Origin of the sequence: Novosphingobium sp. SL115 (assembly GCF_026672515.1) — a bacterium.
Taxonomy (GTDB): domain Bacteria; phylum Pseudomonadota; class Alphaproteobacteria; order Sphingomonadales; family Sphingomonadaceae; genus Novosphingobium.
Genome location: NZ_JAPPRG010000002.1, coordinates 233,374 through 255,360 on the forward strand (window position 1 = coordinate 233,374; position 21,987 = coordinate 255,360).

20 protein-coding genes are annotated in these 21,987 nt (G+C 63.9%); 4 read left to right on the top strand and 16 right to left on the bottom strand.

Going from position 1 to position 21,987, the window contains the following annotated elements:
* Positions 1-5: 5 nt before the first annotated feature.
* The 3 genes from OVA07_RS02670 to OVA07_RS02680 are packed head-to-tail and all read left to right on the top strand — an operon-like array spanning position 6 to position 3,336.
* A complete protein-coding gene (locus tag OVA07_RS02670; RefSeq protein WP_268169925.1) occupies positions 6-569 on the top strand; it encodes an RNA polymerase sigma factor in 564 nt (187 codons plus the stop codon).
* 26 nt (positions 570-595) lie between these two features.
* Positions 596-2,365, top strand: a complete 1,770-nt coding sequence (locus tag OVA07_RS02675; protein WP_268169926.1) for a copper resistance system multicopper oxidase — start codon at positions 596-598, stop codon at positions 2,363-2,365.
* Positions 2,362-3,336, top strand: a complete 975-nt coding sequence (locus tag OVA07_RS02680) for a copper resistance protein B (protein WP_268169927.1) — start codon at positions 2,362-2,364, stop codon at positions 3,334-3,336. Before OVA07_RS02675 ends, OVA07_RS02680 begins: the two co-directional genes overlap by 4 nt.
* A 384-nt stretch (positions 3,337-3,720) precedes the next feature.
* Here the strand turns inward: OVA07_RS02680 and OVA07_RS02690 are convergent, their stop codons facing one another.
* The 7 genes from OVA07_RS02690 to OVA07_RS02720 form a co-directional block, all read right to left on the bottom strand.
* Entirely contained in the window at positions 3,721-4,869 is a 1,149-nt protein-coding gene (locus OVA07_RS02690) for a M20 aminoacylase family protein (protein WP_268169929.1), read from the bottom strand.
* A gap of 16 nt (positions 4,870-4,885) precedes the next feature.
* Positions 4,886-5,383 carry an Lrp/AsnC family transcriptional regulator gene (locus OVA07_RS02695; RefSeq protein WP_268169930.1) on the bottom strand — a complete coding sequence of 166 codons (498 nt, stop codon included), beginning with the start codon at positions 5,381-5,383 and terminating at the stop codon, positions 4,886-4,888.
* 22 nt (positions 5,384-5,405) lie between these two features.
* Positions 5,406-6,110: an aminotransferase class III-fold pyridoxal phosphate-dependent enzyme gene (locus OVA07_RS02700; RefSeq protein ID WP_268169931.1), complete on the bottom strand. Its 705-nt coding sequence runs from the start codon at positions 6,108-6,110 to the stop codon at positions 5,406-5,408.
* Positions 6,031-6,807 carry an aminotransferase class III-fold pyridoxal phosphate-dependent enzyme gene (locus tag OVA07_RS02705; RefSeq protein ID WP_268169932.1) on the bottom strand — a complete coding sequence of 259 codons (777 nt, stop codon included), beginning with the start codon at positions 6,805-6,807 and terminating at the stop codon, positions 6,031-6,033. Before OVA07_RS02705 ends, OVA07_RS02700 begins: the two co-directional genes overlap by 80 nt.
* A gap of 141 nt (positions 6,808-6,948) precedes the next feature.
* A complete protein-coding gene (locus OVA07_RS02710) occupies positions 6,949-8,028 on the bottom strand; it encodes a tartrate dehydrogenase (protein ID WP_268169933.1) in 1,080 nt (359 codons plus the stop codon).
* A gap of 13 nt (positions 8,029-8,041) precedes the next feature.
* Positions 8,042-9,499 (bottom strand): NAD-dependent succinate-semialdehyde dehydrogenase, encoded by a 1,458-nt coding sequence (locus OVA07_RS02715; protein WP_268169934.1) that lies wholly within the window; start codon positions 9,497-9,499, stop codon positions 8,042-8,044.
* Positions 9,499-10,356, bottom strand: a complete 858-nt coding sequence (locus OVA07_RS02720; RefSeq protein WP_268169935.1) for a GNAT family N-acetyltransferase — start codon at positions 10,354-10,356, stop codon at positions 9,499-9,501. The genes OVA07_RS02715 and OVA07_RS02720 overlap by 1 nt, the downstream gene beginning before the upstream one ends.
* 201 nt (positions 10,357-10,557) lie before the next feature.
* Between OVA07_RS02720 and OVA07_RS02725 the strand changes: the two genes are divergently transcribed.
* Positions 10,558-12,030 (top strand): aldehyde dehydrogenase family protein, encoded by a 1,473-nt coding sequence (locus OVA07_RS02725; RefSeq protein ID WP_268169936.1) that lies wholly within the window; start codon positions 10,558-10,560, stop codon positions 12,028-12,030.
* A gap of 53 nt (positions 12,031-12,083) precedes the next feature.
* On the opposite strand, the gene OVA07_RS02730 is transcribed toward OVA07_RS02725, so the two are convergent.
* The 9 genes from OVA07_RS02730 to OVA07_RS02770 are packed head-to-tail and all read right to left on the bottom strand — an operon-like array spanning position 12,084 to position 21,944.
* Positions 12,084-13,220 (bottom strand): NAD(P)/FAD-dependent oxidoreductase, encoded by a 1,137-nt coding sequence (locus OVA07_RS02730; RefSeq protein ID WP_268169937.1) that lies wholly within the window; start codon positions 13,218-13,220, stop codon positions 12,084-12,086.
* A complete protein-coding gene (locus OVA07_RS02735) occupies positions 13,217-14,590 on the bottom strand; it encodes an FAD/NAD(P)-dependent oxidoreductase (protein ID WP_268169938.1) in 1,374 nt (457 codons plus the stop codon). The genes OVA07_RS02730 and OVA07_RS02735 overlap by 4 nt, the downstream gene beginning before the upstream one ends.
* Positions 14,587-14,895: a (2Fe-2S)-binding protein gene (locus tag OVA07_RS02740; RefSeq protein ID WP_268169939.1), complete on the bottom strand. Its 309-nt coding sequence runs from the start codon at positions 14,893-14,895 to the stop codon at positions 14,587-14,589. Before OVA07_RS02740 ends, OVA07_RS02735 begins: the two co-directional genes overlap by 4 nt.
* Complete coding sequence (locus OVA07_RS02745; protein ID WP_268169940.1) at positions 14,892-16,655, bottom strand: ABC transporter ATP-binding protein; 1,764 nt, start codon at positions 16,653-16,655, stop codon at positions 14,892-14,894. Before OVA07_RS02745 ends, OVA07_RS02740 begins: the two co-directional genes overlap by 4 nt.
* A complete protein-coding gene (locus tag OVA07_RS02750; RefSeq protein ID WP_268169941.1) occupies positions 16,652-17,476 on the bottom strand; it encodes an ABC transporter permease in 825 nt (274 codons plus the stop codon). Before OVA07_RS02750 ends, OVA07_RS02745 begins: the two co-directional genes overlap by 4 nt.
* Positions 17,473-18,456 (bottom strand): ABC transporter permease, encoded by a 984-nt coding sequence (locus OVA07_RS02755; protein WP_268169942.1) that lies wholly within the window; start codon positions 18,454-18,456, stop codon positions 17,473-17,475. The genes OVA07_RS02750 and OVA07_RS02755 overlap by 4 nt, the downstream gene beginning before the upstream one ends.
* A complete protein-coding gene (locus tag OVA07_RS02760; RefSeq protein ID WP_268169943.1) occupies positions 18,456-20,009 on the bottom strand; it encodes an ABC transporter substrate-binding protein in 1,554 nt (517 codons plus the stop codon). The genes OVA07_RS02755 and OVA07_RS02760 overlap by 1 nt, the downstream gene beginning before the upstream one ends.
* Positions 19,979-21,346 (bottom strand): NAD(P)/FAD-dependent oxidoreductase, encoded by a 1,368-nt coding sequence (locus OVA07_RS02765; protein ID WP_268169944.1) that lies wholly within the window; start codon positions 21,344-21,346, stop codon positions 19,979-19,981. Before OVA07_RS02765 ends, OVA07_RS02760 begins: the two co-directional genes overlap by 31 nt.
* Positions 21,270-21,944 carry a haloacid dehalogenase type II gene (locus OVA07_RS02770; protein ID WP_268169945.1) on the bottom strand — a complete coding sequence of 225 codons (675 nt, stop codon included), beginning with the start codon at positions 21,942-21,944 and terminating at the stop codon, positions 21,270-21,272. The genes OVA07_RS02765 and OVA07_RS02770 overlap by 77 nt, the downstream gene beginning before the upstream one ends.
* Between the last annotated feature and the right edge of the window lie 43 nt (positions 21,945-21,987).

Below are 21,987 nucleotides of genomic sequence, written 5' to 3' on the forward strand. Positions count from 1 at the left end.
CATACATGAACATGCCCAAGCATGACGTAGGCGACCCGGAACTGGTCGCACGCGCGCTCTTGGGACACGAGAACGCCTATGCCACGCTGATGGCCCGCCATCGCGAGCCGGTGTTCCGCATCGCCCGCCACCATACCGGCGATGAAAGCGAAGCGCTCGACCTGACGCAAGAGACGTTCATCTCTGCGTTCGCTTCGCTGAACAGGTTTGATCCAGACCGCCCGTTCCGCACCTGGCTGCTGCGCATTGCCATCAACAAGTGTCGCGACTGGGCGCGGCGGCGGGCGGTGCGGCGCTTGTTCCGCATGGCCCGCCCGCTGGACGATGCCTTCGATGTGGCCGACGCCGCGCCGACGCCTGAAGCGGATGCCATTTCTCGCGGCGAACTGGCGCGGATCGATGCCGCGTTGGCGGCCCTGCCCGCCAATCTCAAAGACCCGCTGATCCTGTGCCGGATCGAGGGGATGAGCATGGCGGAAGCGGGCCAGGTGCTGGGCCTTTCGGAAAAGGCGGTGGAAACGCGAATTTACCGGGCGCGGCAGAAATTATCGGAAATTCTTGAGGGATAGCGCTCCGTCCTGCGTAATTGGCTGTGATGGACAAGAACCTGCTTCTCGACCGCCGCCGACTGCTGATCGGCTCTGGTGCTCTCGCCCTTAGCCCGCTGTTCCCAGCTTGGGCACAATCCGGACATGGCGGCCACTCTCGCGGGTCTGGCCCGATGGCCGGGCACAACACCGGCGGCACGCTGTCGGGCGATGTCATCAAGCTGGACATTGGCGAGGCGCGCTATTCGGTGGGGCGCCGGTCTGCCCCTGCGATTGCGGTGAACGGCACCATCCCGGCCCCGTTGATCCGCCTGCGCGAAGGCCAGAACGTGAAGATCGCGGTGACCAACCATCTGAAAGAACAGAGTTCCATCCACTGGCACGGGCTGCTGGTGCCGTTCCAGATGGACGGCGTGCCCGGCCTGTCGTTTCCCGGCATCGATCCGGGTGAGACGTTCACCTATGAGTTCCCGCTGCTGCATTCGGGCACGTTCTGGTATCATTCGCATTCGGGTATGCAGGAAGCGGTAGGGCTGTATGGCCCTATCGTGATCGACCCGGCAAAGCCTGACACCGCCGCGCCGTTCGACCGTGAATATGTGCTGATGCTGGCCGACTGGAGCCCGGTCGACCCCCACGCCCAGATGAAAAAGCTGAAGACCATGGGCGGCTACTACAACTGGCAGCGCCAGACCGTGGGCGGATTGCTGGCGGGCAAGGACCAGAGCCTGAAAGAACGCATGGAATGGGCCAAGATGCGCATGGATGCGACCGACATTTCGGACGTGACCGGCGCGACATATTCGTTCCTTATCAATGGCCACGACAGCGAAGCCAACTGGACCGCGCTGTTTGCACCGGGCGAGCGGGTGAAGCTGCGCATCATCAATGCGTCGGCCATGACCAACTTCAACTTGCGCATTCCCGGCCTGCCGATGACAGTGGTGGCCGCCGATGGCTGCAACGTGCAGCCTGTAGAAACCGACGAAATCCAGATCGCCATTGCCGAGGCTTATGACGTTATCGTCCAGCCCACCGAGGCGACGGCGTTTGGCATCATTGCCGAGGCGATTGACCGGTCGGGCCTTGTCCGCGCGACACTGGCCCCGCAGATTGGCATGGCAGGCCCCGTGCCGCCTGTGCGCAAGCGCCCTGTGCTGACCATGCGCGACATGGGCATGGACATGAGCGGGATGGACATGGGGCAAGGTGGCGAGATTGACCTGTCGCAGCCTGCCAATGAATCGATGGCCGGGCATTCGATGAAGATGCGCGACCTGAGCCTTGCGCCGGGCGTCAAGCCGGGGCCGGGGGTGGCAACGATTTCGCCCATGCCCGCAGACCGGCTGGCCGACCGGCCGACCGGGCTGGAAAATGTGGACCACCGCGTGCTGACTTATGCCGACCTGCGTTCGCGCGAGCCGAACCCCGACCCCCGCAAGCCCACCCGCCAGATCGACGTGAACCTGACCGCCAACATGGAACGCTATATGTGGTCCATCGATGGCGAGACGATTTCGGACGGGGCGCAGCCGATCCCGTTCCGCACGGGCGAGCGGGTGCGGGTGAACCTTATCAACCACACCATGATGCCCCACCCCATCCACCTGCACGGTCACTTCTTTGAACTGGTGACGGGCGAGCCGGGCAACCGGCCGCGCAAGCACACCGTCAACGTGCTGCCGGGCGGCAAATGCAGCTTTGACCTGACCGCCGACGCCGAAGGCGACTGGGCCTTCCACTGCCACATGCTGCTGCACATGCACGCCGGGATGATGCGCGTTGTCACGGTGCGCGCGCCGGGAGGTGCGGCATGAGCGCGCTTCGCATGACACTGTTGGCAGGCGTAGCGCTGGCCGTTGCCGGTCCCGCCTTTGCGCAGGACGCGCAAGACCCGCATGCCGGGCACGATATGGACGCGATGCAGGGCATGGACCATTCCATGCACCAAATGCCTGCCGATGACGCTGCGCCCGTTGAGGCCAACCCGGAACAGGCCGATCATTCTGCCCATGCAGGCCACGGCGCGGCCCCTGTTACCAATGACGAGGTGGGCAATGCCCCGGTGCCGCCCGTGCCGACCGATCATCCCGCCGATGCGTTCTGGGACAAGGCGCGCATGGCGCAGGCACGGGCCGATCTTTCAAAGGAAGGCCGGTTTTATGGCAATGCCCTGATCGCCGACCGGCTGGAATATCGCCCGCGCAACGGCAAGGACGGCTTTGCCTGGCAGGTCATGGGCTGGGTGGGCGGCGATATTGACCGGCTTTCGTTTGAAACCGAAGGCGAAGGCGCGTTTGGCGAAGCGCTGGAAACCGGCGAAGTGCGTGCCGCATGGCGTCATGCGCTGGACCCGTGGTGGAACTTTGAACTGGGCGCGCGGCAGGACTTTGGCCATGGCCCGGACCGCACCTATGGCGTGATCGGGATCGAGGGGCTGGCCCCCTACTGGTTCGAAGTGGGGGCACATGCCTTTGTCTCGAACAAGGGCGATGTGCATTTCCGGCTTGAGGCCGAACACGACATGCGGCTGACCCAGCGGCTGATCCTGCAACCTTCAGTCGAGATCGACGCGGCGGCGCAGGACGTGCCGGAATTGGGCATTGGCGCTGGGTTCGAGAAAGTCGAGCTGGGCGCGCGGTTGCGGTATGAATTCGCCCGCGAGTTCGCGCCTTATGTGGGCGTGCATTGGGAACGAAAGCTGGGCGAGACGGCACAACTGGCGCGGGCGGACGGCGAAACGGCTTCGCAGGTTAGCGCCGTGGTTGGGGTGCGGATGTGGTTTTAGTGGAGTGGGCAATTCCTCGAACAAAATACCCGTCGCCCCGTGCTTGACACGGGGCTTGGCTTTCCTTGCTACCTTATGTTTTGCACTAAACCCCGATGGAAAAGGGCGGTTGGGTCTATATCATGGCAAACCGCTCTCGTGGCGGTGTGTATGTTGGCGTCACCTCTGATCTGTTCCGGCGGGTGTGGAAATTCGCTCTGATCGAGGCGGACAGTCCCGATTGGCTGGACCTTTGGGATCAATGGCATCCGGCGATTGCAGCGCCACACGGCGGCGTCAAAAGATAGCCAAGCCCCGTGTCAAGCACGGGGCGACGAAGGTGTTGTGTTTTTTGATGCAGGCAACGTCCTCAATGGCTTCGTAACAGGAATGTTGGCTGCCCACTTACCCCAGCCAATGCCGCGCCAGCGCCACATGCAGGCGGATGCCGGTTTCCATGACCGTGTCGTTGAAATCATACTGCGGGTTATGGAGCGGGGCGGCGTGGTTCTGGGTGCCCTGGCCCAGCCAGATATAGGCGCCGGGGCGCTGTTGCAGCATGAAGGAGAAGTCTTCGGACGTCGGCGCGGGTTCTGGGGCGAGTTCGGCTTTTGCCACCGTGGCGGCGACTTCCAGCGCATCGGCAGCCGCCTGCGGATCGTTGATGGTGGCGGGATAATAGCGGTCGTAATCCAGCGCGCATTGCACTTCGAAGCTGGATTCGATGCCTTTCAGCATGGCGCGCATGCGTTCTTCGATGCGGTCCTGCACGGCGGGATCGAACGTGCGGACGGTGCCGCCGACCGTGACATCTGCCGGGATGACGTTGTGGGCGTGGCCGCCGTGGATTTCGGTGATCGAAAGGACGGCGGCGGCATAAGGCGGCACGGCGCGGGCGACGATGGTGTTGAGTTGTTGCACCAGCGACGCGGCGGCGAGGATGGCGTCGGGGCTGTCCTGCGGGATGGCGGCGTGGCCGCCCTTGCCGGTGACAGTAATGCGGAACTTGTCTGCCGCGCCCATGATTGCGCCGGGGCGGGTGCTGATGGTGCCGGCGGGCAGGCCGGGCCAGTTGTGCAGGGCATAGACACGATCGCAGGGGAAGCGGTCGAACAGGCCTTCTTCCACCATCACGCGCGCGCCGCCCTGCCCTTCTTCGGCGGGCTGGAAGATGAAGTTTACGGTTCCGGCAAAGTCCGGGTCCGCCGCCAGCACGCGCGCCGCGCCCAGCAGCATCGCCACATGGCCATCGTGGCCGCAGCCGTGGAACGTGCCGGGGGTCTTGCTGGCCCAGGGCAGATTGGTCGCCTCGTGAATGGGCAGTGCGTCCATATCGGCGCGCAGGCCGACGCTGCCGGTGCCTTCGCGCTTGCCTTTCAGCACGCCGACAAGGCCGGTGGTGCCGATGCCTTCATGCACTTCGATACCGTATGACCGCAGTTCTTCTGCGATGCGCGCGGCGGTGCGGTGTTCGCAAAAACCGAGTTCGGGGTGGGCGTGAATATCGCGGCGCAGGGCGACCAGATCGGGCAGGATTTCAGCGATGGTGGTCATGCAAGTCTCACGATTTTCAGGTGTGGGTTTGGCCGAACAGGTTCTGGATCGGGAAGTGGTGTTTGATGAAGGGCGATTTGATGACGACGTAGCTGAAGTATTTTTCGATGCCGTAGTCGCTTTCCAGCATGCCTTCGATAATCGACTGGTAGTGTGAAACCCCGCGCGCGACGAATTTGAGCAGGTAGTCGTAACCGCCCGAAACCAGATGACATTCGACGATTTCGTCGATCTTGGCGATGCGGGTTTCAAAGCGGCTGAAATCACCCCGGCGGTGTTCGCTAAGCGTGACTTCGGTGAAGACGGTGAGGAATTCGCCCAGTTTGTTGAGGTTTACGTGCGCGCCATAGCCGGTGATGTAGCCGGCCTTTTCCAGCCGCTTTACCCGCGTCAGGCAAGGGCTGGGGGAGAGGCCGACAGCATCGGCCAATTCGACGTTGGTGATCCGCCCCTCCTGCTGGAGCTTGGCGAGGATCTTGAGGTCAATCCTGTCGAGCTTGGGTCCGGGCAGCATGGCGTCTATCTCCCCCTTGGTATCAGGCGACGCCAGCCGAAACGGCTGCGCGGATATCGGGTTGTCCGAGAAGCTGATCGAGCGAGCGTTCGACGCGATCGAAGATCATGTCCATCTCGTCCAGCGTGCAGCACAGCGCGGGCGCGAAGCCCAGCACTGCATTGGCGAAGCAGCGCACGATCACGCCGTTGCCATAAGTCAGCTTTGACAGGCGACCGCCAATGTCGAGCGCCGGATCGAAGGTGGCCTTGGTCGCCTTGTCAGGCGTGAGTTCGATGGCGCCCAGCATGCCGCGATAGCGGGTGTCACCCACCAGCGGATGGGCGCGGATGCGTTCCATGTGCTGAGCAAAGCGTTCGCCAGTCTTGCGGCCGTTTTCCAGCAGGCCACCTTCCCGGTAAAGACGCAGCACTTCCAGCGCGACGGCGGCGGCGACGGGGTGGCCCGAATAGGTCTGGCCGTGGCCGATGGGCAGCGACGGCGCAGCGCCATCAGCAATGGTATGATAGACGTGATCGGCCATGAACATTGCGCCCATGGGGATATAGCCGGACGTCAGGCCCTTGGCCGTGGTGAGGAAATCGGGCGAGACGCCTTCTTCCTCGCAGGCGAACAGCGGGCCGGTGCGGCCAAAGCCGGTGATGACTTCATCGACCAGCATCAGGATGCCAAGACGGGTGCAGGCTTCGCGCAGGGCCTTCAGCCAGCCGCGCGGGGGAACGATCACGCCGCCCGACCCCTGAATGGGTTCGCAGCAGAATGCCGCGACGTTGTCCGCGCCCAGGTTCGGCCACTTTGGCTTCCAGCGCGGCGACGGTGGAGGCGATTACCGCCGCGTCGTCATCCCCTTCAGGGTGGCGATAGGGATAGGGCGAGGCGATGTGGTGCTGCCATGGGCGCGGCAGATCGAAATTGCGGTGGAAGTTGCCCAGCGCGGTGAGGCCAGCCCCAAGGCTGCTTGATCCGTGGTAGCCCCATTCCAGCGCGATGAAGTGCTTCTTGTCGGGCTTTCCAGCAGCGTTCCAGTAGTGGACGATATAGCGGATGGCGCTGTCCACCGCGTCAGACCCGCCTTGGGTGAAGAACACATGGTCGAGGCCATCGGGCGCGGCGGCGGTCAGTTCGCCCGCAAGGCGGATGGCGGGTTCGCTGGCGAAATGGAAATAGCCGGTGGCATAAGGCAGGCGGCGCATCTGCTGCGCCGCGGCTTCGACGATGGAATCCTGCCCATAGCCGACGTTGACGCACCACAGCCCGGCGAAGGCATCGAGAATGCGGTTACCGTTGGCATCGGTCAGCCACATGCCTTCGCCCGATTCCAGCACGATGGCACCATGCTGTTCATGCCCACGGAACGAAGTGACCGAGTGGATCAGGTGATCGCGGTCAATATCGACCAGGGAACGGTTCGAAAGGCTGTTCATCGCGGCTCGTCCATAGTGGCATCAATGGAGCGAGCCTATGCCGCGCACAAGAGCGGGTTTGGCCGAATGCAGGGGTGAATGGGGGACTTGGGGGCGTTCGGGCGGCAGGGCGCAGCATTTTATGCCGCGCCCTTTTCAGCTTCACCCCAATGCTTCGGCAATCGCCTTGCCGCACGCTTCGGTGCTGGCCGCGCCCTTCAGGTCGCGGGTGCGGGCCGATGGGGTCGCCAGCACCTGTTCGACCGCGCGCATGATTGCGGCGGCAGCTTCTGCTTCACCCAGATGTTCCAGCATCATCGCCGCCGACCAGATCTGGCCGACCGGGTTAGCGATGTTCTGCCCGGCGATATCGGGCGCAGAACCGTGGACCGGTTCGAACAGCGACGGGTGCGTGCCTTCGGGGTTGATATTGCCCGATGGCGCAACGCCGATGGTGCCGGTGCAGGCTGGGCCAAGGTCGGACAGAATATCGCCGAACAGGTTGGAGCCGACGACCACGTCGAAGCGATCCGGGTTGAGCACGAACTGCGCGGTCAGGATGTCGATGTGATACTTGTCATGGGTGACATCGGGATATTCCGCCCCGATGGCTTCGACGCGCTGGTCCCAATAGGGCATGGTGATGGCAATGCCGTTGGACTTGGTGGCGCTGGTCAGGTGCTTGCGATCACGCTTTTGCGCGAGATCGAAGGCGTAGCGCAGCACGCGGTCGACACCGATGCGCGTCATCACCGTTTCCTGAATGACGATTTCGCGGTCGGTATTGGGGAACATGATGCCGCCGACCGAGGAATATTCGCCCTCGGTATTTTCACGCACCACCCAAAAATCGATATCGCCAGGTTCGCGGCCTGCAAGCGGGCATGGCACACCGGGCATCAACCGCACCGGTCGCAAGTTGACATACTGGTCGTATTCGCGGCGGAATTGCAGCAACGATCCCCACAGCGAGATATGATCGGGCACGGTGTCGGGCCAGCCCACCGCGCCGAAGAAGATCGCATCGGGGCGGCCGATCTCTTCCTTCCAGTTATCAGGCATCATCTTGCCGTGACGGGCATAGTAATCGCAGCAGGCAAAATCGTGCCACTTCTGCTGGATTTCAAAGCCATAAAGCGATGCGGCCTTTTCCAGAATGCGCATGCCTTCGGGCATGACTTCCTTGCCGATGCCATCGCCGGGGATGACTGCGATGGAATGCTTCCGGGTGTTGCTGTTCATGGTTCCCCCCAAATCAGATTTTCAGGCCGCCGATGTGGAAGGCCTTGGTTTCCAGATATTCCTCGATGCCCGCAAGCCCGCCTTCGCGACCAAGGCCGGATTGCTTGATCCCGCCGAACGGGGCCATTTCCATGGCGATGGAGCCGGTGTTGAGCGCGACCATGCCCGCTTCCAGCGCCTCTGCCACGCGGAACGCGCGATCAAGGCCCGATGTGTAGAAATAGCTGGCAAGGCCATAGGGCGTGTCGTTGGCCAGCGTGACCGCCTCATCCTCGGTTTCAAACCGGAACAGCGGGGCGATGGGACCGAAGGTTTCTTCGCTGGCAAGGCGCATGTCGGAATTGGCATCGCCGATCACCAACGGGCGCAGGAAATTGCCGTCTTCGCGGCCCGTGCCGGAAAACAGCACTTTGCCGCCTTTGGCCAGTGCGTCTTCGATATGGGCCGAAACCTTGTCTGCCGCAGCGCGGTTGATGAGCGGGCCGGTGGTCGAATCCGCGTCCATGCCGGGCGCAACGTGAAGCGCGCTGACCGCCGCGCCAAGCCGCGCGGCAAATTCGTCATAAATGGGCGCATGAACCAGAAGGCGGTTGGCGCAAACGCAAGTCTGGCCTGCATTGCGGAACTTCGACGCCATGGCCGCCTTTACCGCCAGATCAAGATCGGCATCATCGAACACGATCAGCGGGGCATTGCCGCCCAGTTCAAGGCTAAGCCGTTTGATCGTGTCCGCGCTTTGCCGCATCAGTAGCGCGCCGACGCGGGTGGAGCCGGTGAACGACAGCTTGCGCACCACGGGACTTGCGGTGATGGCCGCGCCGATGGCCTGCGGCATGCCGGTCAGCACGTTGATCGTGCCCTTGGGGAAGCCCGCGCGCAGGGCGAGTTCGATTAGCGCCAAAGCGGTGAACGGCGTCATTTCCGATGGTTTGATGACCACCGGGCACCCGGCGGCAAGAGCTGGCGCGCATTTGCGGGTAATCATCGCGGCAGGGAAGTTCCACGGCGCAATCGCGGCCGAAACACCGACAGGTTCGGTCATTACGATGATGCGGCGGTCACGTTCGGGCGACGGAATGTTGCGCCCGCCCACACGGCGGCCTTCTTCGGCAAACCATTTGATGAACGTAGCGGCATAGCGGATTTCGCCCTGCGCTTCGGCAAAGGGCTTGCCCTGTTCGGCGGTCATGATCCGGGCAAGATCATCGACATTGGCCAGCACCAGCGCGTGCCATGCTTCCAGCAAGGCGGCCCGTTCACCCGCAGTGCGGCGGCGCCATTCGGGCCACGATGCATCGGCGGCGGCAATCGCGGCATCGGCCTGCGCGGTGCCGCAATCGGGCACGGTGCCCAGCACGTCACCCGTGGCCGGATCGACCACTTCGAGGGCGGGAAGGCCAGCGGACACCCATTCGCCGCCAATCAACGCGGCCTGACGCAACAGGGTGGGATCATTCAGGATAAGAGCCATCAACCAAGTGCCTGTGCTGCAAGAGCGAAGGTTGCGGCGGCATCACCCGGAACCGGTGCCGGTCCCAGCGCCATGCGGGTAACGCGGCCCACTTCGGGCAGGCCAAGATCGGCCAGCCAGTTCCCAAGACCGCTTTCTTCGGCAATGTCGATGCGGCAGAAACTGCCGGTCTGCGTGCCCAGCCAGTGGGTGATAAGCGCCTTGGCTCCGCCAAGATCGGGCGCGATGACCGGGGCAATGGCCCAGCCCCGACCAAAGCGGCGCAGCAGGGCAAAGCCGGTCTGTTCGTGTTCGCGGCACAGCACGACCGCGCTGCTATCGGGCAGGAGCGCATCGAGCAGGGCCTTGCGGTCCATGCCGGTCGCCTGTGCGTAAAGTTCTTCAAGCGCTTCGCCATCAGCCGCGCCCATCGGGCGGACCCGCTCACCGGGGCGCAGTTCGACCAGCGGCACAACCGGGGCCGATGCCTGATGCTGGCAGACGGTGCCGAGTTCGACAAAGCCCAATTTGCGATAGAGCGGCAGACCTTCAGCCGTGGCGTTGAGCAGCACGGTGCGGCCTTCCAGCCGCTTCAGCATGGCGTCCATCAGCTGACGCCCGACGCCCCTGCCCTGCACCGCATTGGTGACGATGACCATGCCCAGCGTGGCGAAGTTTTCGCCAAATCGCCAACCCATGATGGTGCCGACAACCTTGCCGTCCATTTCGGCCACGATGCCTTCACCCAGCGACAGGAACAGCGTCCAGTCTTCTTCGCGGTGCGGCCATTGCTGTTCGAACGAAAGTTCGGCGGCGGCGTGGATGTCCTCGCCCGTCATGTCGCGCAGCACGATCTGCTCCACTTCCTGCAATGCCATTGCACGCTCCTGAAACGGTCTTTCCGCAGCGCACGGGGGATGCGCCTTTCACAGGTTTGGTCTAGCCAGCGCCCATCAACATGAGGTGCCGGTTTTGCGATATATTCAGAACAATATCGCGCAGCATCGCCCGGCTTTGCCCACAGTATTGCGCAAGCCACGGCATAGACTGCCGCGACAACCTGCAAGATGGAAAAGCCCATGACCGCGTTCGATCCCGCCCTGATCCGCCCCGCTCTCAACGCCAATTTCATTGGGGGCAAGGCCGTTCTTGGGCAGGGTCGCTGCTTTGACGTGCTACGCCCTTCGGACGGCGGATTGCTGGGCGAATTGCGGTCAGCCGACGCCACGCAACTTGCCGAGGCAGTAGAGAATGCCGCTCATGCGCAGAAAGCCAGCGGATGGGGCACGATGGAGCCGCGTGGGCGGATGCGGCTGTTGCGCCGCTGGGCCGATCTGATCGAAGCCGATGCAGACTATCTGGCCCCGCTGGAAGCCGTGGGATCAAGCCGCACCATGGCCGAGATTCGCGCGTGGGATTTGCCCTATACCGCCGAATGCATCCGCTTTTTCGCCGAATTTGCCGACAAGCATGGCGGCGAAATTGGCGCGACCACGCCCGACAAGCTGGGCTTCACCCTGACCGAACCTTATGGCGTTGTGGGCGCGATTGCGCCGTGGAACCTGCCGCTGGTGATGGCGGCATGGAAGCTGGGTCCGGCACTGGCGGCGGGCAATGCGGTTGTGCTTAAGCCGTCGGAACTCACCCCGTTTTCGGTAGTGCGTCTGGCTGAACTGGCCATTGCGGCGGGGATACCGGCAGGCGTGTTCAACGTGGTTCAGGGCGGCGGCGCGGACATCGGGGATGCGCTGGTGCGGCATGAGCGGGTGGGCAAGGTCAGCTTCACCGGATCAACCCGTACCGGGCAGGCCATCATGGCGGCCTGCGCGCAGACCGGGCCAAAGCCTTCGACGCTGGAACTGGGCGGCAAAAGCCCGCAACTGGTCTTTGCCGACGCCGATCTGGCCAAGGCATCGGCGCTGGTGGCGCGGGCGATCACGCTGAATGCCGGGCAGGTCTGCGTGGCGGGATCGCGCCTGCTGGTGCATGAAAAGGCGCGCGACGAAGTGGTTGACCGCATCAGCGCCGCCTTCAACGCACATACGCTGGGCACGACATGGGATGGGGGCACCACGATGGGTCCGATCATTTCCGAAGGGCAGTTGGCAACCATCGACGGCATGGTGCAGCGCGCGCGGGCTGCCGGGGCCGAAGCAGTGATCGGCGGCGGGCGCGCGACTGCCCCGCAGGCGGGCAGCTATTACCAGCCCACCCTGCTGGCGGGCGTGGCGGCAGACAGCGAAGCGGTGCAGGGCGAAATCTTTGGCCCAGTGCTGACAGTGCAGTCTTTTGCCGACGAGGACGAGGCTTATGCGCTGGCCAATGGAACGCGCTATGGCCTTGCCGCAGGCGTCCACACCAGCGACATTTCGCGTGCGCTGCGGGCGGTGCGCAGCCTTGAAGCCGGGACGATCTGGGTCAACCGCTATGGCCGGTCAGACGATTTCATCCTGCCGACGGGCGGGTTCAAACAATCAGGCGTGGGCAAGGACCTGGGGCGCGACGCCTATCTGGCATCGTGCAAGGTGAAAACCGCTCTGATCCAGACATGAGCGAGGTTTGATCCTCCCCGTTTTTGCCACTGGCGCAAATGGGGAGGATGGGTTCAGGCAAAGCGCCGGATCGAATAAGCGTCGATCGGGATGTCGGTGGTGCCGGTGGCGATGATTTCGGCCATGGTTTCGCCCACGCCGGGACCGATCTGAAAGCCGGAGCCGGAGAAGCCGAAGGCGTAGAACAGGCCGGGGACGGCAGCGCTTGGTCCCATCACCGGCAGACTGTCATCGGTATAGCCTTCGATGCCTGACCACACGCGGATGACCTGAAGTTTCGCCAGCGCGGGCGCGAGACGGCACAAGTGCTGGAACTGGGTCATGGTGTTCTGCGGCATGACATAAGCGCGGTATTCATCCGGGTAGGACGGCGCGCGGGTAGAGCCGCCAAGGATGACATTGCCGCGCGCGACCTGCCGGAAGTAGACGGTTTCCACTTCGTCCGGGGTCATCACACCGACCGCAGGAAGGATGGAATAGGGGACCGGTTCGGTCACGCTCATCGTGGGTGCGCGCGGGGTAAGGTTCACCGGTTCGTCGAACTGGCGGACGATCTTGCCCGCCCACGCGCCTGCGGTGACCAAAAGGTTGGGCGCACGGAAGCGGCGGCCATCGGCGGCTTCCAGCACGAAATCCTCACCCTGCTTGGCGGCGTGGACGATCTTGGTGTCTTCAACCACCGCCGCGCCCAGTTTCATGGCCGCGCGGGCAAAGGCAGGCGCGGCAAGGCGCGGGTTGGCGTGGCCGTCCAGCGCGGAATAGGAACCGGCCAGGACATCGGGGCCAAGCCATGGAAAGCGCTGCCGCAAGGCATTGCCTGACAGCAATTCCAGATCGAGGCCTTCTTCGCGTGCCTGCGCAGCGTATTCTTCCATCTTGCCCACGTTCTCAGGGCGTTCGCGGAAGGCGACGCGGATGTGTCCGTTTTGCAGGTATTCCACATCACTGCCGAGAAGGTCATTCGCCTGCCGCCAGATCCGGCTGGCGCGGTTGGCAAGCGGTAGCTGGAAGATCGGGCGGCCCTGACGGCGCACATTGCCGAAGTTGGTGCCACTGGCCTGCCGCCCCACCTTATCGGTTTCCAGCAGGATCACCGAGAGCCCGCGCCGGCGCAGAAAGAACGCGGCGGAACAGCCCATCAACCCGCCGCCGATGATCGCGACGTCAGCGGTCATTTCAGGCGCAGTCATGCGTCAGTCCTTTGGGTGGCAACAAGGATGGGCTTTACCGGAGCCTGACCGCGCAGGCGGCCAGCGCATTCCACCGGTTCACCGCGCAAGGCCGAGACGATTTCCGCCGAGGCATTGCCGCAATAGCGACCCTGACAGCGCCCCATGCCGACGCGGCTGAATGCCTTGGCACGGTTGGTTTCGGTGGCGTGGGCGGTGCTGACACTGGCGCGAAGGGTAGCGGCAGTAACGCCTTCGCAGCGGCAGACCACGGTGCTACCAGCCGTATCCGCGACGAACTGGTGCGGCCATGGGAAGGCCTGCGCAAGACCAGCGGCAAAGCGGGTGTAGTGCGCCTTCTCGGCCAGAAGGTGACGGCGGCGGTCTGCATCGACAGCATGACCCATGTCGGCCAGCGCGGCCATGGCGGCCAGTTCGCCGGTTACCTCTGCGCTGCGGGCGCCCAGCACTTTGGCGCCATCACCGGCAAGATAGAGCGCGGGCGACGTGGCGCGGCCATCGGCATCGATCTGCGGCAGCCACTGGCGGGTGGGGGCATCAAAGGCGAAACTGGCACGGGCCAGATCGGCAATCTGGGTTTCGGGGCGCAAATGCCAGCCCATGGCCACCGCATCGCAGGCGAAGTGGCGCAAGGTGCCGCCCGATGTGCGGACGGTGAGGCCGGAAACCCCGGTTTCGGGATCGCCTTCGATTTTGACCGGGGTTATGCCTGACAGCACGGTAACGCCCGCGCGCTTGAGGCCGAAGGTCAGCTTCATGCCCTGCACCAGCAGGTCAGGCTGTTCGGCCAGCTTGGGCAAGGCCTTTACCCGGCCCATGAAGGGTGACGTATCGAGCACGGCCACGACATTCGCCCCGGCGTTCACATATTGCGAGGCGACGAGGTAAAGCAGCGGGCCGGACCCCATGAACACCACCGCGCCGCCAATGGCACAGGCCTGCGCCTTCAACGCCACTTGCGATCCGCCCAGCGAATAGCACCCGGCAAGCTGCCAGCCGGGAACGGGGGCCAGGCGATCGGTTGCGCCGGAGCAGACGATCAGCGCCTTGTAGGGAATGGCTTGGGTTTCGCCCGCTCGGGCGGTCCACACGCGGCTTTCCGCGACGTTCCAGACCAGCGTTTCGGGGCGATAGTCGATGCTGCCCTGAAGCGCGTCGAACGTGTCGTGTATGGCCCGCGCACGGGCGGCTTCGGTGCCGTAAAGGGCATCGTAGGTACGTTTGAAGCCTTCAGGCTGGCGGCGATAGATCTGCCCGCCCGAACGACGGCCTTCGTCGATCACGACGGGGCGAACGCCTGCCTTTACCAACGTTTCCGCCGCGCGCACCCCGGCGGGACCTGCGCCGACGATAATGACTTCAGCGGTCATGGTGCGACCGACCAGTCAGCCGTTAGCGGCTGGGTGGTGATGGTCATGCCGCTGGCAACTTCGGTGGAGCAGGCGCGCAGGGTGTTGCCTGCATCATCACGCACCCAGCAATCCTGACATGCGCCCATCAGGCAGAAACCGGCGCGACGTTCAGGGCCAAATTCCGCGCTGCGCAGGGCAATGCCGCTGGACAGCATGGCAACCATTAGCGTGTCGCCTTCAAGCGCGGTAATTTCGCTGCCATCGACCGTCAGACGCACCGGGGCGCGGCCTGTTTCGTCAAGGCGGCGGAAGCGGCCGGTCATGTGGTCAGTTCCCTTAAGTTAGCGATATCGTGATGGCACAGCAGCGCAAGATCGTCATCCCGCCGTAAGGGCGGTGTTTCGGCATTGCATGCGCCGCGCAGGGCCACCGGGCAGCGGCCAAGGAAGCGGCAAAGATCATCGCCGCCCTGCCCCGGCAGAACCGGCACGCCGGGATGCGCTTGTTCCAGCCACCCGGCGCGCATTTCGGGCACCGAGGCCATGAGCAGATTGGTATAGGGATGGTGCGGTCCGCGCGCGAAGCCGCCAGCATCAGCCTGTTCAACCGCCGTGCCGCCATAAAGCACCAGAACCTTGTCACAGAAGGCGCGGACGGTGGAAATATCGTGGCTAATGAACACAGTGGCGATACCAAGATCGCGGCGCAGATCGTCAATCAGTTCAAGGATCGCCGCGCCCACCACGGTATCGAGCGCGGAAGTCACTTCATCGCACAGCAGCACTTCGGGCCGCGCAGCCAGCGCGCGGGCAAGGTTGACGCGCTGCTTCTGTCCGCCGGACAGCTGGCGCACATTGCGGTCCGCCAAAGCGACAGGCAGCCGGATCAGATCGAGCAGGCGAGCGACTTCGGCGCTGGCTTCAGCGCCTTTCAACCCGTGATAAAACGCCAGCGGACGGGCAATGGTCTGCCCGACGGTGTGGACCGGGTTGAGCGCGGTATCAGCGTTCTGGAAAACAAGCTGCACGCGGCGGAACTGTTCGCGGCTGCGCCCTTCGAGGCCCAGCGGCAGTTCTTCGCCATCGACGCTGACCGAGCCTGCGCTGCGTGGCAGCAGCCCGGCAATCACACGGGCAAGCGTGGATTTGCCCGACCCGCTTTCGCCAATCACGCCCAGCGTCGCACCCTTTGCCAGAGTGAGCGAAATGTCGCGCAGAACAGGGACTTTGCCGTAAGAGGCATTGACGCCTTCGACCTTTAGCAACGGCGCGGTTTCCTGCGCCGGAGTGGATGCAGCCCGCGCATGGGGGCGGGCAGCGGCCATCAGGGTGCGGGTGTAATCGTCCTGCGGGGCGTGGAGGATTTGCGCCGCTTCGCCCTGTTCGCGGGTCTTGCCCTGATTGAGCACGAGGATGCGATCGGCCATCTGTGCGACGACGGCCAGATCGTGGCTGACATAGATGGCGGTTGCGCCGACCGCGCCGATGGCGGCCTTGAAGGCTTTGAGCACTTCGACCTGTGTGGTGACGTCGAGCGCGGTGGTGGGTTCGTCCAGAATAACCAGTTCAGGGCTGGTGATGAGCGCCATGGCGGCCATCAGGCGCTGAAGCTGTCCGCCTGAAAGCTGGTGCGGGTAAAGCGCGCCGATAGTGTCGGCAAATGGCAGGGCGAGCGCCTTGAACAGCGCAACCGCCTTGGCTTGTGCTTCGGCTTTGGTGGCAAGACCGTGAACCAGCAGCGGTTCGATGACCTGCGCCATGATGGTGCGCGACGGGTTGAAAGCGGATGCGGCGCTTTGCGCAACATAGGCCACGCGGCGGCCGCGCAAGTGTTGGAGGCCAGCCTCGTCCAACTGATCGACGCGGGTTTCGCCAAGGCGCACCACGCCTTCAATCCGCGCGCCGAAGCGGGCGTGGCCCATCAACGACAGAGCGATGGTGGTCTTGCCGGAGCCGGATTCGCCGATCAGTGCCAGCACTTGCCCGCGCGGGATTTCAAACGAGACGCCATCGACAATGGCCTTGTCGCCAACGCTGATGCGCAGGTTCTGAACTTCGACGTGGCTGGTTTCCGGCGCACTCATGCCTTGTTCTCCACCGGCTTGAGCGCGTCGATCAGCAAGTTCGCGCCTACTGTCAGCGTGGCGATGGCGATGGCGGGCACGATGATGGCGGGCGCGCCTTCGGTGATGCCTGAGATGTTTTCACGCACCAATGAGCCAAGGTCGGCATGGGGCGGCTGCACGCCAAGGCCAAGGAACGACAGGCCCGACAGCAGCAGCACGATGAACACGAAGCGCAGGCCGAAATCGGCCAGCAGCGGGTGGAGCATGTTGGGCAGCACCTCGCGCAGGGCGATATGCACCGCACCTTCGCCACGCGCACGGGCCACGGTGACGAAATCAAGCGCGACCACGTTCATCGCCAGCGCGCGGGCGATGCGGAAATTGCCGGGGACATAGGTGATGGCGGTGATCGCCAGCAGCAGGCCCAGCGAGGAGCCGAAAGCGGCGACCATGACCAGCGCGAAGATCTTGGACGGGATGGAGATGAGCGTATCCATTGCGCGTGACAGCACTTCATCCATCCAGCCGCCCCGGACCGAGGCGGTGAGTGCCAGCGCAGTGCCGGTCATGCTGGCGAGCAAGGCAGCGCCTGCCCCCAGAAACACGGTGTAGCGCGCGCCCCACAGCAGGCGGCTGAGCACATCGCGGCCCAGATAATCACTGCCCAGCAGAAAGCGCGACGACAGGCCGGAGAACACTTCGTAATCGACGAAAGCCCCCACCGGGTAAGGCGCGAGCAGCGGGCCGACAATGGCGGCGGCCAGCCAGAACAGCACCAAGCCAAGACCGATACGGCCCGAAAGCGGCATCTGCCGGGCGAAAGCGGAAAAGCGGCTCATTGCGCGCGCAGCCTTGGGTTGGCGAGGATCGCCACGACATCGGCCACCAGGACGAGCGCGAGGTATATCCCGCAGAAGATCATCGCGCAGGCCTGAAGCAGCGGCATGTCGCGGCTGGTCACGGCATTGACCATCAGGCTGGCAAGGCCGGGAAAGTTGAAGATCGTCTCGACGATGATCGCCCCGCCCATCAGATAGGACAGCGACAGCGCCACCGCATTGACGATGGGACCGATGGCATTGGGCATGACATGGACCAGCACCACGCGGCGGAACGGCAGACCCTTCAGCCGCGCCATTTCGACATAGGGCCGGTCAAGCTGGTCAGCCACGGCGGCGCGCGTCATCCGCGCCATCTGCGCCACGACTACCACGGTCAGCGACATCACCGGCAGCGCGCAGGACCGCAGCGTATCCCACAGGCTGGCTTCATCACTGACCAGCGCGATGGATGGCAGCCACAGCAGCTTTACCGAGAAGACCAGCACGCCCAGCGTGGCGACCAGAAACTCCGGCACGGCAACGGCAGACAGGGTGAAGATGTTGAGCGCGCGGTCCAGCCGCCCGCCCCGATTGATGGCGGACGCGATGCCGATGGCCAGCGCGAGCGGGACCGAAACAAGCGCGGTGAAGCCCGCCAGCATCAGCGAATTGGGCAGGCGGGCGGAAATCACTTCGCGCACCGGCATGTTTGCAACCAGCGACTGGCCGGGATCGCCCTGAACGATGGCCCCCAGCCATTCGACGTAGCGGGTGAAGGCAGGACGATCGAGGCCCATTTCATGGCGCAGCGCGGCAACCTGTTCAGGCGTGGCGCTTTGCCCCAGCGTTTCCTGTGCGGCATCGCCGGGCAGCAGGCCGGAAATGGTGAAGATCACTGCCGACACCAGCAGTAGCGTCAACAGTGAAGAGGCAAGGCGTTTGGCCAGCAGGCGGAACAGGCCGGGCAGGACAGAGCGGGGAGCAGCAGCGGCGGCCATCAGGCGTTCCACCAGACATGTTCGGCAAATTGATACCCCATCAGCCCGCCCAGCGGAACCGAGGTGAGGCCGCCCAGACGCCGGTCAAACCCGTCGATCAGGGTGATGAACACCGGAATGGCGGTGCCGCAATGGCGGTTGGCCAGAACCTGCATCTCGCCATACATTTCGCGGCGCAGGGCTTCATCGGTCGATCCGCGTGCTTCGATCAAGAGGCGGTCGAAGCGTTCGTTCTTCCAGCCGCTTTCGTTCCAGTCGGCATCGGATTTGTAAAACAGGCTGAACACCAGATCCGCCGTGGGGCGCGGGTTGGTGTTGCCGAAGCCCATCGGGTGCTTCATCCAGTGGGTTGACCAGTAGCCATCTGCAGGCACGCGGTTTACCGCCAGTTCCAGCCCGACGCGCGCGCCATATTCCTGAAGGATGGAAGCCATGTCGACCGAACCTTCGGCAGCGGGCGTGGCATAGACCGGCAGGCGCACGCCCTTCAGCCCGCTGCGCCCCAGATGCCATTTCGCCTTGTCGAGATCGAGCTGGGTCTGGGGGATATGCGGGTTGAAATAAGGGTGAAACGGCGGGATCGGGTGATCGTTGGCGATGGTGGCGTAATTGCGGAACAGCGCGCGCTTTATCAACGGGCGGTCGATCAGGTGCTTGATCGCCATCACGAAATCGGGATTGCCGGTGGGCAGGTGATCCTGCCGCATGATGAGGTTGGTATAGAGCGCAGACGGCGTGGCCAGAACACGGTGCGCAGCCGATGCGTCGATGCGCTTGGTCGAACGCGGGTTTAGCGCCATGACCAGTTGCACATCGCCTGCCAGCAGCGCGTTCACACGGCTGACCTCATCGGGAATGCCGATCAGTTCGATCCGGTCGAGCCAGGCCTTGCCGGGGATGAAGTATTCATCGTTGCGGGTGACCACAGTGCGCACACCGGGCTGAAACTGCGCCAACCGGAACGGGCCAGTGCCGTTGCCCGCAGGCTTCTTTTCACCATCGCGGACGATCAGAAAGTGCGATTGCGACAGGATGGCGGGAAGATCGGCATTGGCCCCGTTCAGGCGGATGACCACGCCATAACGGCCATCGGCGCGCACATCGGCAAACTGTCTGGCGATGGTCGCCATTTTCGATCCCAGCGCGGGGTCGGCATGGCGGCGCAGCGACCATACCACGTCCGCGCTGTTCAGTTCGCGCCCATCGTGAAAGCGCACGCCCCGGCGCAGGGTGAAATGCCATGTTATCCGGTCTGCGCTGGAAAAGCTTTCCGCCAGCTTGGGCCGGGCGATCATGTCAGCCCCCGTCACCGTCAGCCCGCTGTAGAGCATGAAGTGGCGGATATAGTCGGTGGCCAGCGCGCCCTTGGCAGGGTCCAGCGTGTCGCTGGTGCCGGTGCCCTGCGTCGCCACGCGGATAGAGCCGCCGCGCCGGGGGGCCGCGTTGACCGTACCGGTGGGCAGGGCCAGCCCGCCTGCAACGGCAAGGCTGGAGCCGATAAGGGAGCGGCGGGTCAGGTCCATCAGTGCAGCCAGTCCTGAAGACGATACCATGCTCCTACCATCGGCAGGAACCACGGCTTGCCAAGATGGCCGGGAATGGCGGGCCATGAAAGGTCTGCAAAAGGATTGGCCGCTGCATCGCCGCCCATGACCTTTGCCATGTTTTCGCCCATGGCGGTGGCCATCTGCACGCCATGGCCGCTATAGCCCATGGCATAGAACAGCCCCTCATGCTCGCCCGCGCGGGGCAGGCGGTCGGCGGTCAAGTCAATCGCCCCGCCCCAGCAGGCATCGACGCGCACGCCAGCAAGGTCAGGGAAAAGTTCGCGCATCTTCGCCTCAAGCACCGCGCCGGATTTCGCATCGGATGCGGGGTTCGACAGCGCAAAGCGGGCGCGGCCACCGAAGATCAGGCGGTTGTCGGCGGTGAGGCGGAAATAGTTGCCGATGATCCGGCTGGTCACATAGTTCCGCCGGGTGGGGAACAGGTGCGCGGCAAGGTCGGCAGGCAAAGGCTCGGTCGCGATCACGAAGCTGCCCACGGTCACAATACGGCGGCGGAACCAGCCGAACGGGGCATAAGGGCTGTTGCCGCCGGTGGCGACCAGCACCTGCTTTGCCCGCAGCGAACCGCGCGGGGTGCCCAGCTTCCAGCCTCTGCCTGAACGATCCAGCATATCAACCGGAGCGCTTTCCCAGATGCGCGCGCCAGCCCGGACCGCAGCCTGCGCCAGGCCGGAGCCGAACTTGCCGGGATGCAATTGCGCGCTGGTGGTTTGCACCAGTGCGCCGTGGAAGCCTTGGGCGTTGATTTCGGACGAAAGCTCGTCAGGTCCGATCAGCAGGACATTGGGGTCCACTTCCCTCAGCAGCAGTGCATGGGCAGCTTCCAGCTTGGGAAAATGTTCGGGCTTCGCAGCCAGTTTGGCACGGCCGCACCGGGTAAAATCGCAGTCGATACCTTCGCGCTGTGCAATGCGGCCTACGGCTTCCACCGCATCGACGTGGGCCTGATACCATTTGCGCGCCAGATCGACGCCATGGCCCGCTGCCAGCGCGCCGAAATCGTGCGCGGTGCCAGCGTTGCACTGGCCCCCGTTGCGCCCCGAAGCCGCGCCTGCAACGCGCCCCGCTTCCAGCAGGACAACGCTTGCACCTTCACGCGCCAGCGCGAGTGCGGCGGAAAGGCCGGTAAAGCCGCCGCCGATGATGGCCACGTCGCAGTCCCCCTCAACCCGGCCCTGTTCGCCAGCGGCGAAAGGCGGGGTGCTGGCCTGCCAGTAAGAGAGGGACTGCGGCGCAGCCATCGGATCAGAGGCCGACCACGGCAGGCAGCGCGCCGATGTGCGGGATTTCAACGTCGCGATAGTTACCGTTCGACGGCTCATGCCCACGGCCCACGAAGACGCGGCAGCCAAAGCCAAGGTCGGTGGCGGTGTTCTGATCGTAACGGAAGCTGGACGAAACGTGCATCCCGACCTCTGGCCCCATACCGATCTGGTCGAACATATATTCGAACGCCTGCATGCGCGGCTTGTAAGCCTGCGCGCTTTCGGCCGTGCAGACCTTGTGGAAAGTTGCGCCCAACATCCCGACGTTGGACATGATCTGGCTGTTCATAGCGTTGGAGAGGATAACCAGCGGGATTTCGTCGCAGATTTTCGACAGGCCACCTGCCACATCATCGTGAGGCCCCCAGGTCGGCACGGCTTCGTAAACCGCGTCGGCATCGGCTTCGCGATATTCCACACCCCACTTCTTGGACGTGCGCTCCAGCGAATTGCGAATGATTTCGCGATAAGGCTTCCATGCGCCCAGCACTTCGTCAAGGCGATAGGCACTCCAGTCCTTGCAGAACTTGGGGAGCGCTGCGGCGGGCAGGCGATCAGCATAGAATGCCGTTGCCATTTCGGTCATGCGGAAGCGGGTCAGCGTGCCGTAGCAGTCGAAGCTGATGAACTTGGGTGTGAAGACGGCGGTGCTCATGGGTTGCCACTGGTCCTGTGTCTTGTGCCCCCGATCAGCATCG

Coding starts and splice junctions, on each gene's coding strand:
- OVA07_RS02670 (WP_268169925.1), top strand. CDS start 6: ATGAACATGCCCAAGCATGACGTAGGCGACCCGGAACTGGTCGCACGC.
- OVA07_RS02675 (WP_268169926.1), top strand. CDS start 596: ATGGACAAGAACCTGCTTCTCGACCGCCGCCGACTGCTGATCGGCTCT.
- OVA07_RS02680 (WP_268169927.1), top strand. CDS start 2,362: ATGAGCGCGCTTCGCATGACACTGTTGGCAGGCGTAGCGCTGGCCGTT.
- OVA07_RS02690 (WP_268169929.1), bottom strand. CDS start 4,869: ATGACCACCATCGCTGAAATCCTGCCCGATCTGGTCGCCCTGCGCCGC.
- OVA07_RS02695 (WP_268169930.1), bottom strand. CDS start 5,383: ATGCTGCCCGGACCCAAGCTCGACAGGATTGACCTCAAGATCCTCGCC.
- OVA07_RS02705 (WP_268169932.1), bottom strand. CDS start 6,807: ATGAACAGCCTTTCGAACCGTTCCCTGGTCGATATTGACCGCGATCAC.
- OVA07_RS02710 (WP_268169933.1), bottom strand. CDS start 8,028: ATGAACAGCAACACCCGGAAGCATTCCATCGCAGTCATCCCCGGCGAT.
- OVA07_RS02715 (WP_268169934.1), bottom strand. CDS start 9,499: ATGGCTCTTATCCTGAATGATCCCACCCTGTTGCGTCAGGCCGCGTTG.
- OVA07_RS02720 (WP_268169935.1), bottom strand. CDS start 10,356: ATGGCATTGCAGGAAGTGGAGCAGATCGTGCTGCGCGACATGACGGGC.
- OVA07_RS02725 (WP_268169936.1), top strand. CDS start 10,558: ATGACCGCGTTCGATCCCGCCCTGATCCGCCCCGCTCTCAACGCCAAT.
- OVA07_RS02730 (WP_268169937.1), bottom strand. CDS start 13,220: ATGACTGCGCCTGAAATGACCGCTGACGTCGCGATCATCGGCGGCGGG.
- OVA07_RS02735 (WP_268169938.1), bottom strand. CDS start 14,590: ATGACCGCTGAAGTCATTATCGTCGGCGCAGGTCCCGCCGGGGTGCGC.
- OVA07_RS02740 (WP_268169939.1), bottom strand. CDS start 14,895: ATGACCGGCCGCTTCCGCCGCCTTGACGAAACAGGCCGCGCCCCGGTG.
- OVA07_RS02745 (WP_268169940.1), bottom strand. CDS start 16,655: ATGAGTGCGCCGGAAACCAGCCACGTCGAAGTTCAGAACCTGCGCATC.
- OVA07_RS02750 (WP_268169941.1), bottom strand. CDS start 17,476: ATGAGCCGCTTTTCCGCTTTCGCCCGGCAGATGCCGCTTTCGGGCCGT.
- OVA07_RS02755 (WP_268169942.1), bottom strand. CDS start 18,456: ATGGCCGCCGCTGCTGCTCCCCGCTCTGTCCTGCCCGGCCTGTTCCGC.
- OVA07_RS02760 (WP_268169943.1), bottom strand. CDS start 20,009: ATGGTATCGTCTTCAGGACTGGCTGCACTGATGGACCTGACCCGCCGC.
- OVA07_RS02765 (WP_268169944.1), bottom strand. CDS start 21,346: ATGAGCCGTCGAACGGTAACTATCGCGACGTTGAAATCCCGCACATCG.
- OVA07_RS02770 (WP_268169945.1), bottom strand. CDS start 21,944: ATGAGCACCGCCGTCTTCACACCCAAGTTCATCAGCTTCGACTGCTAC.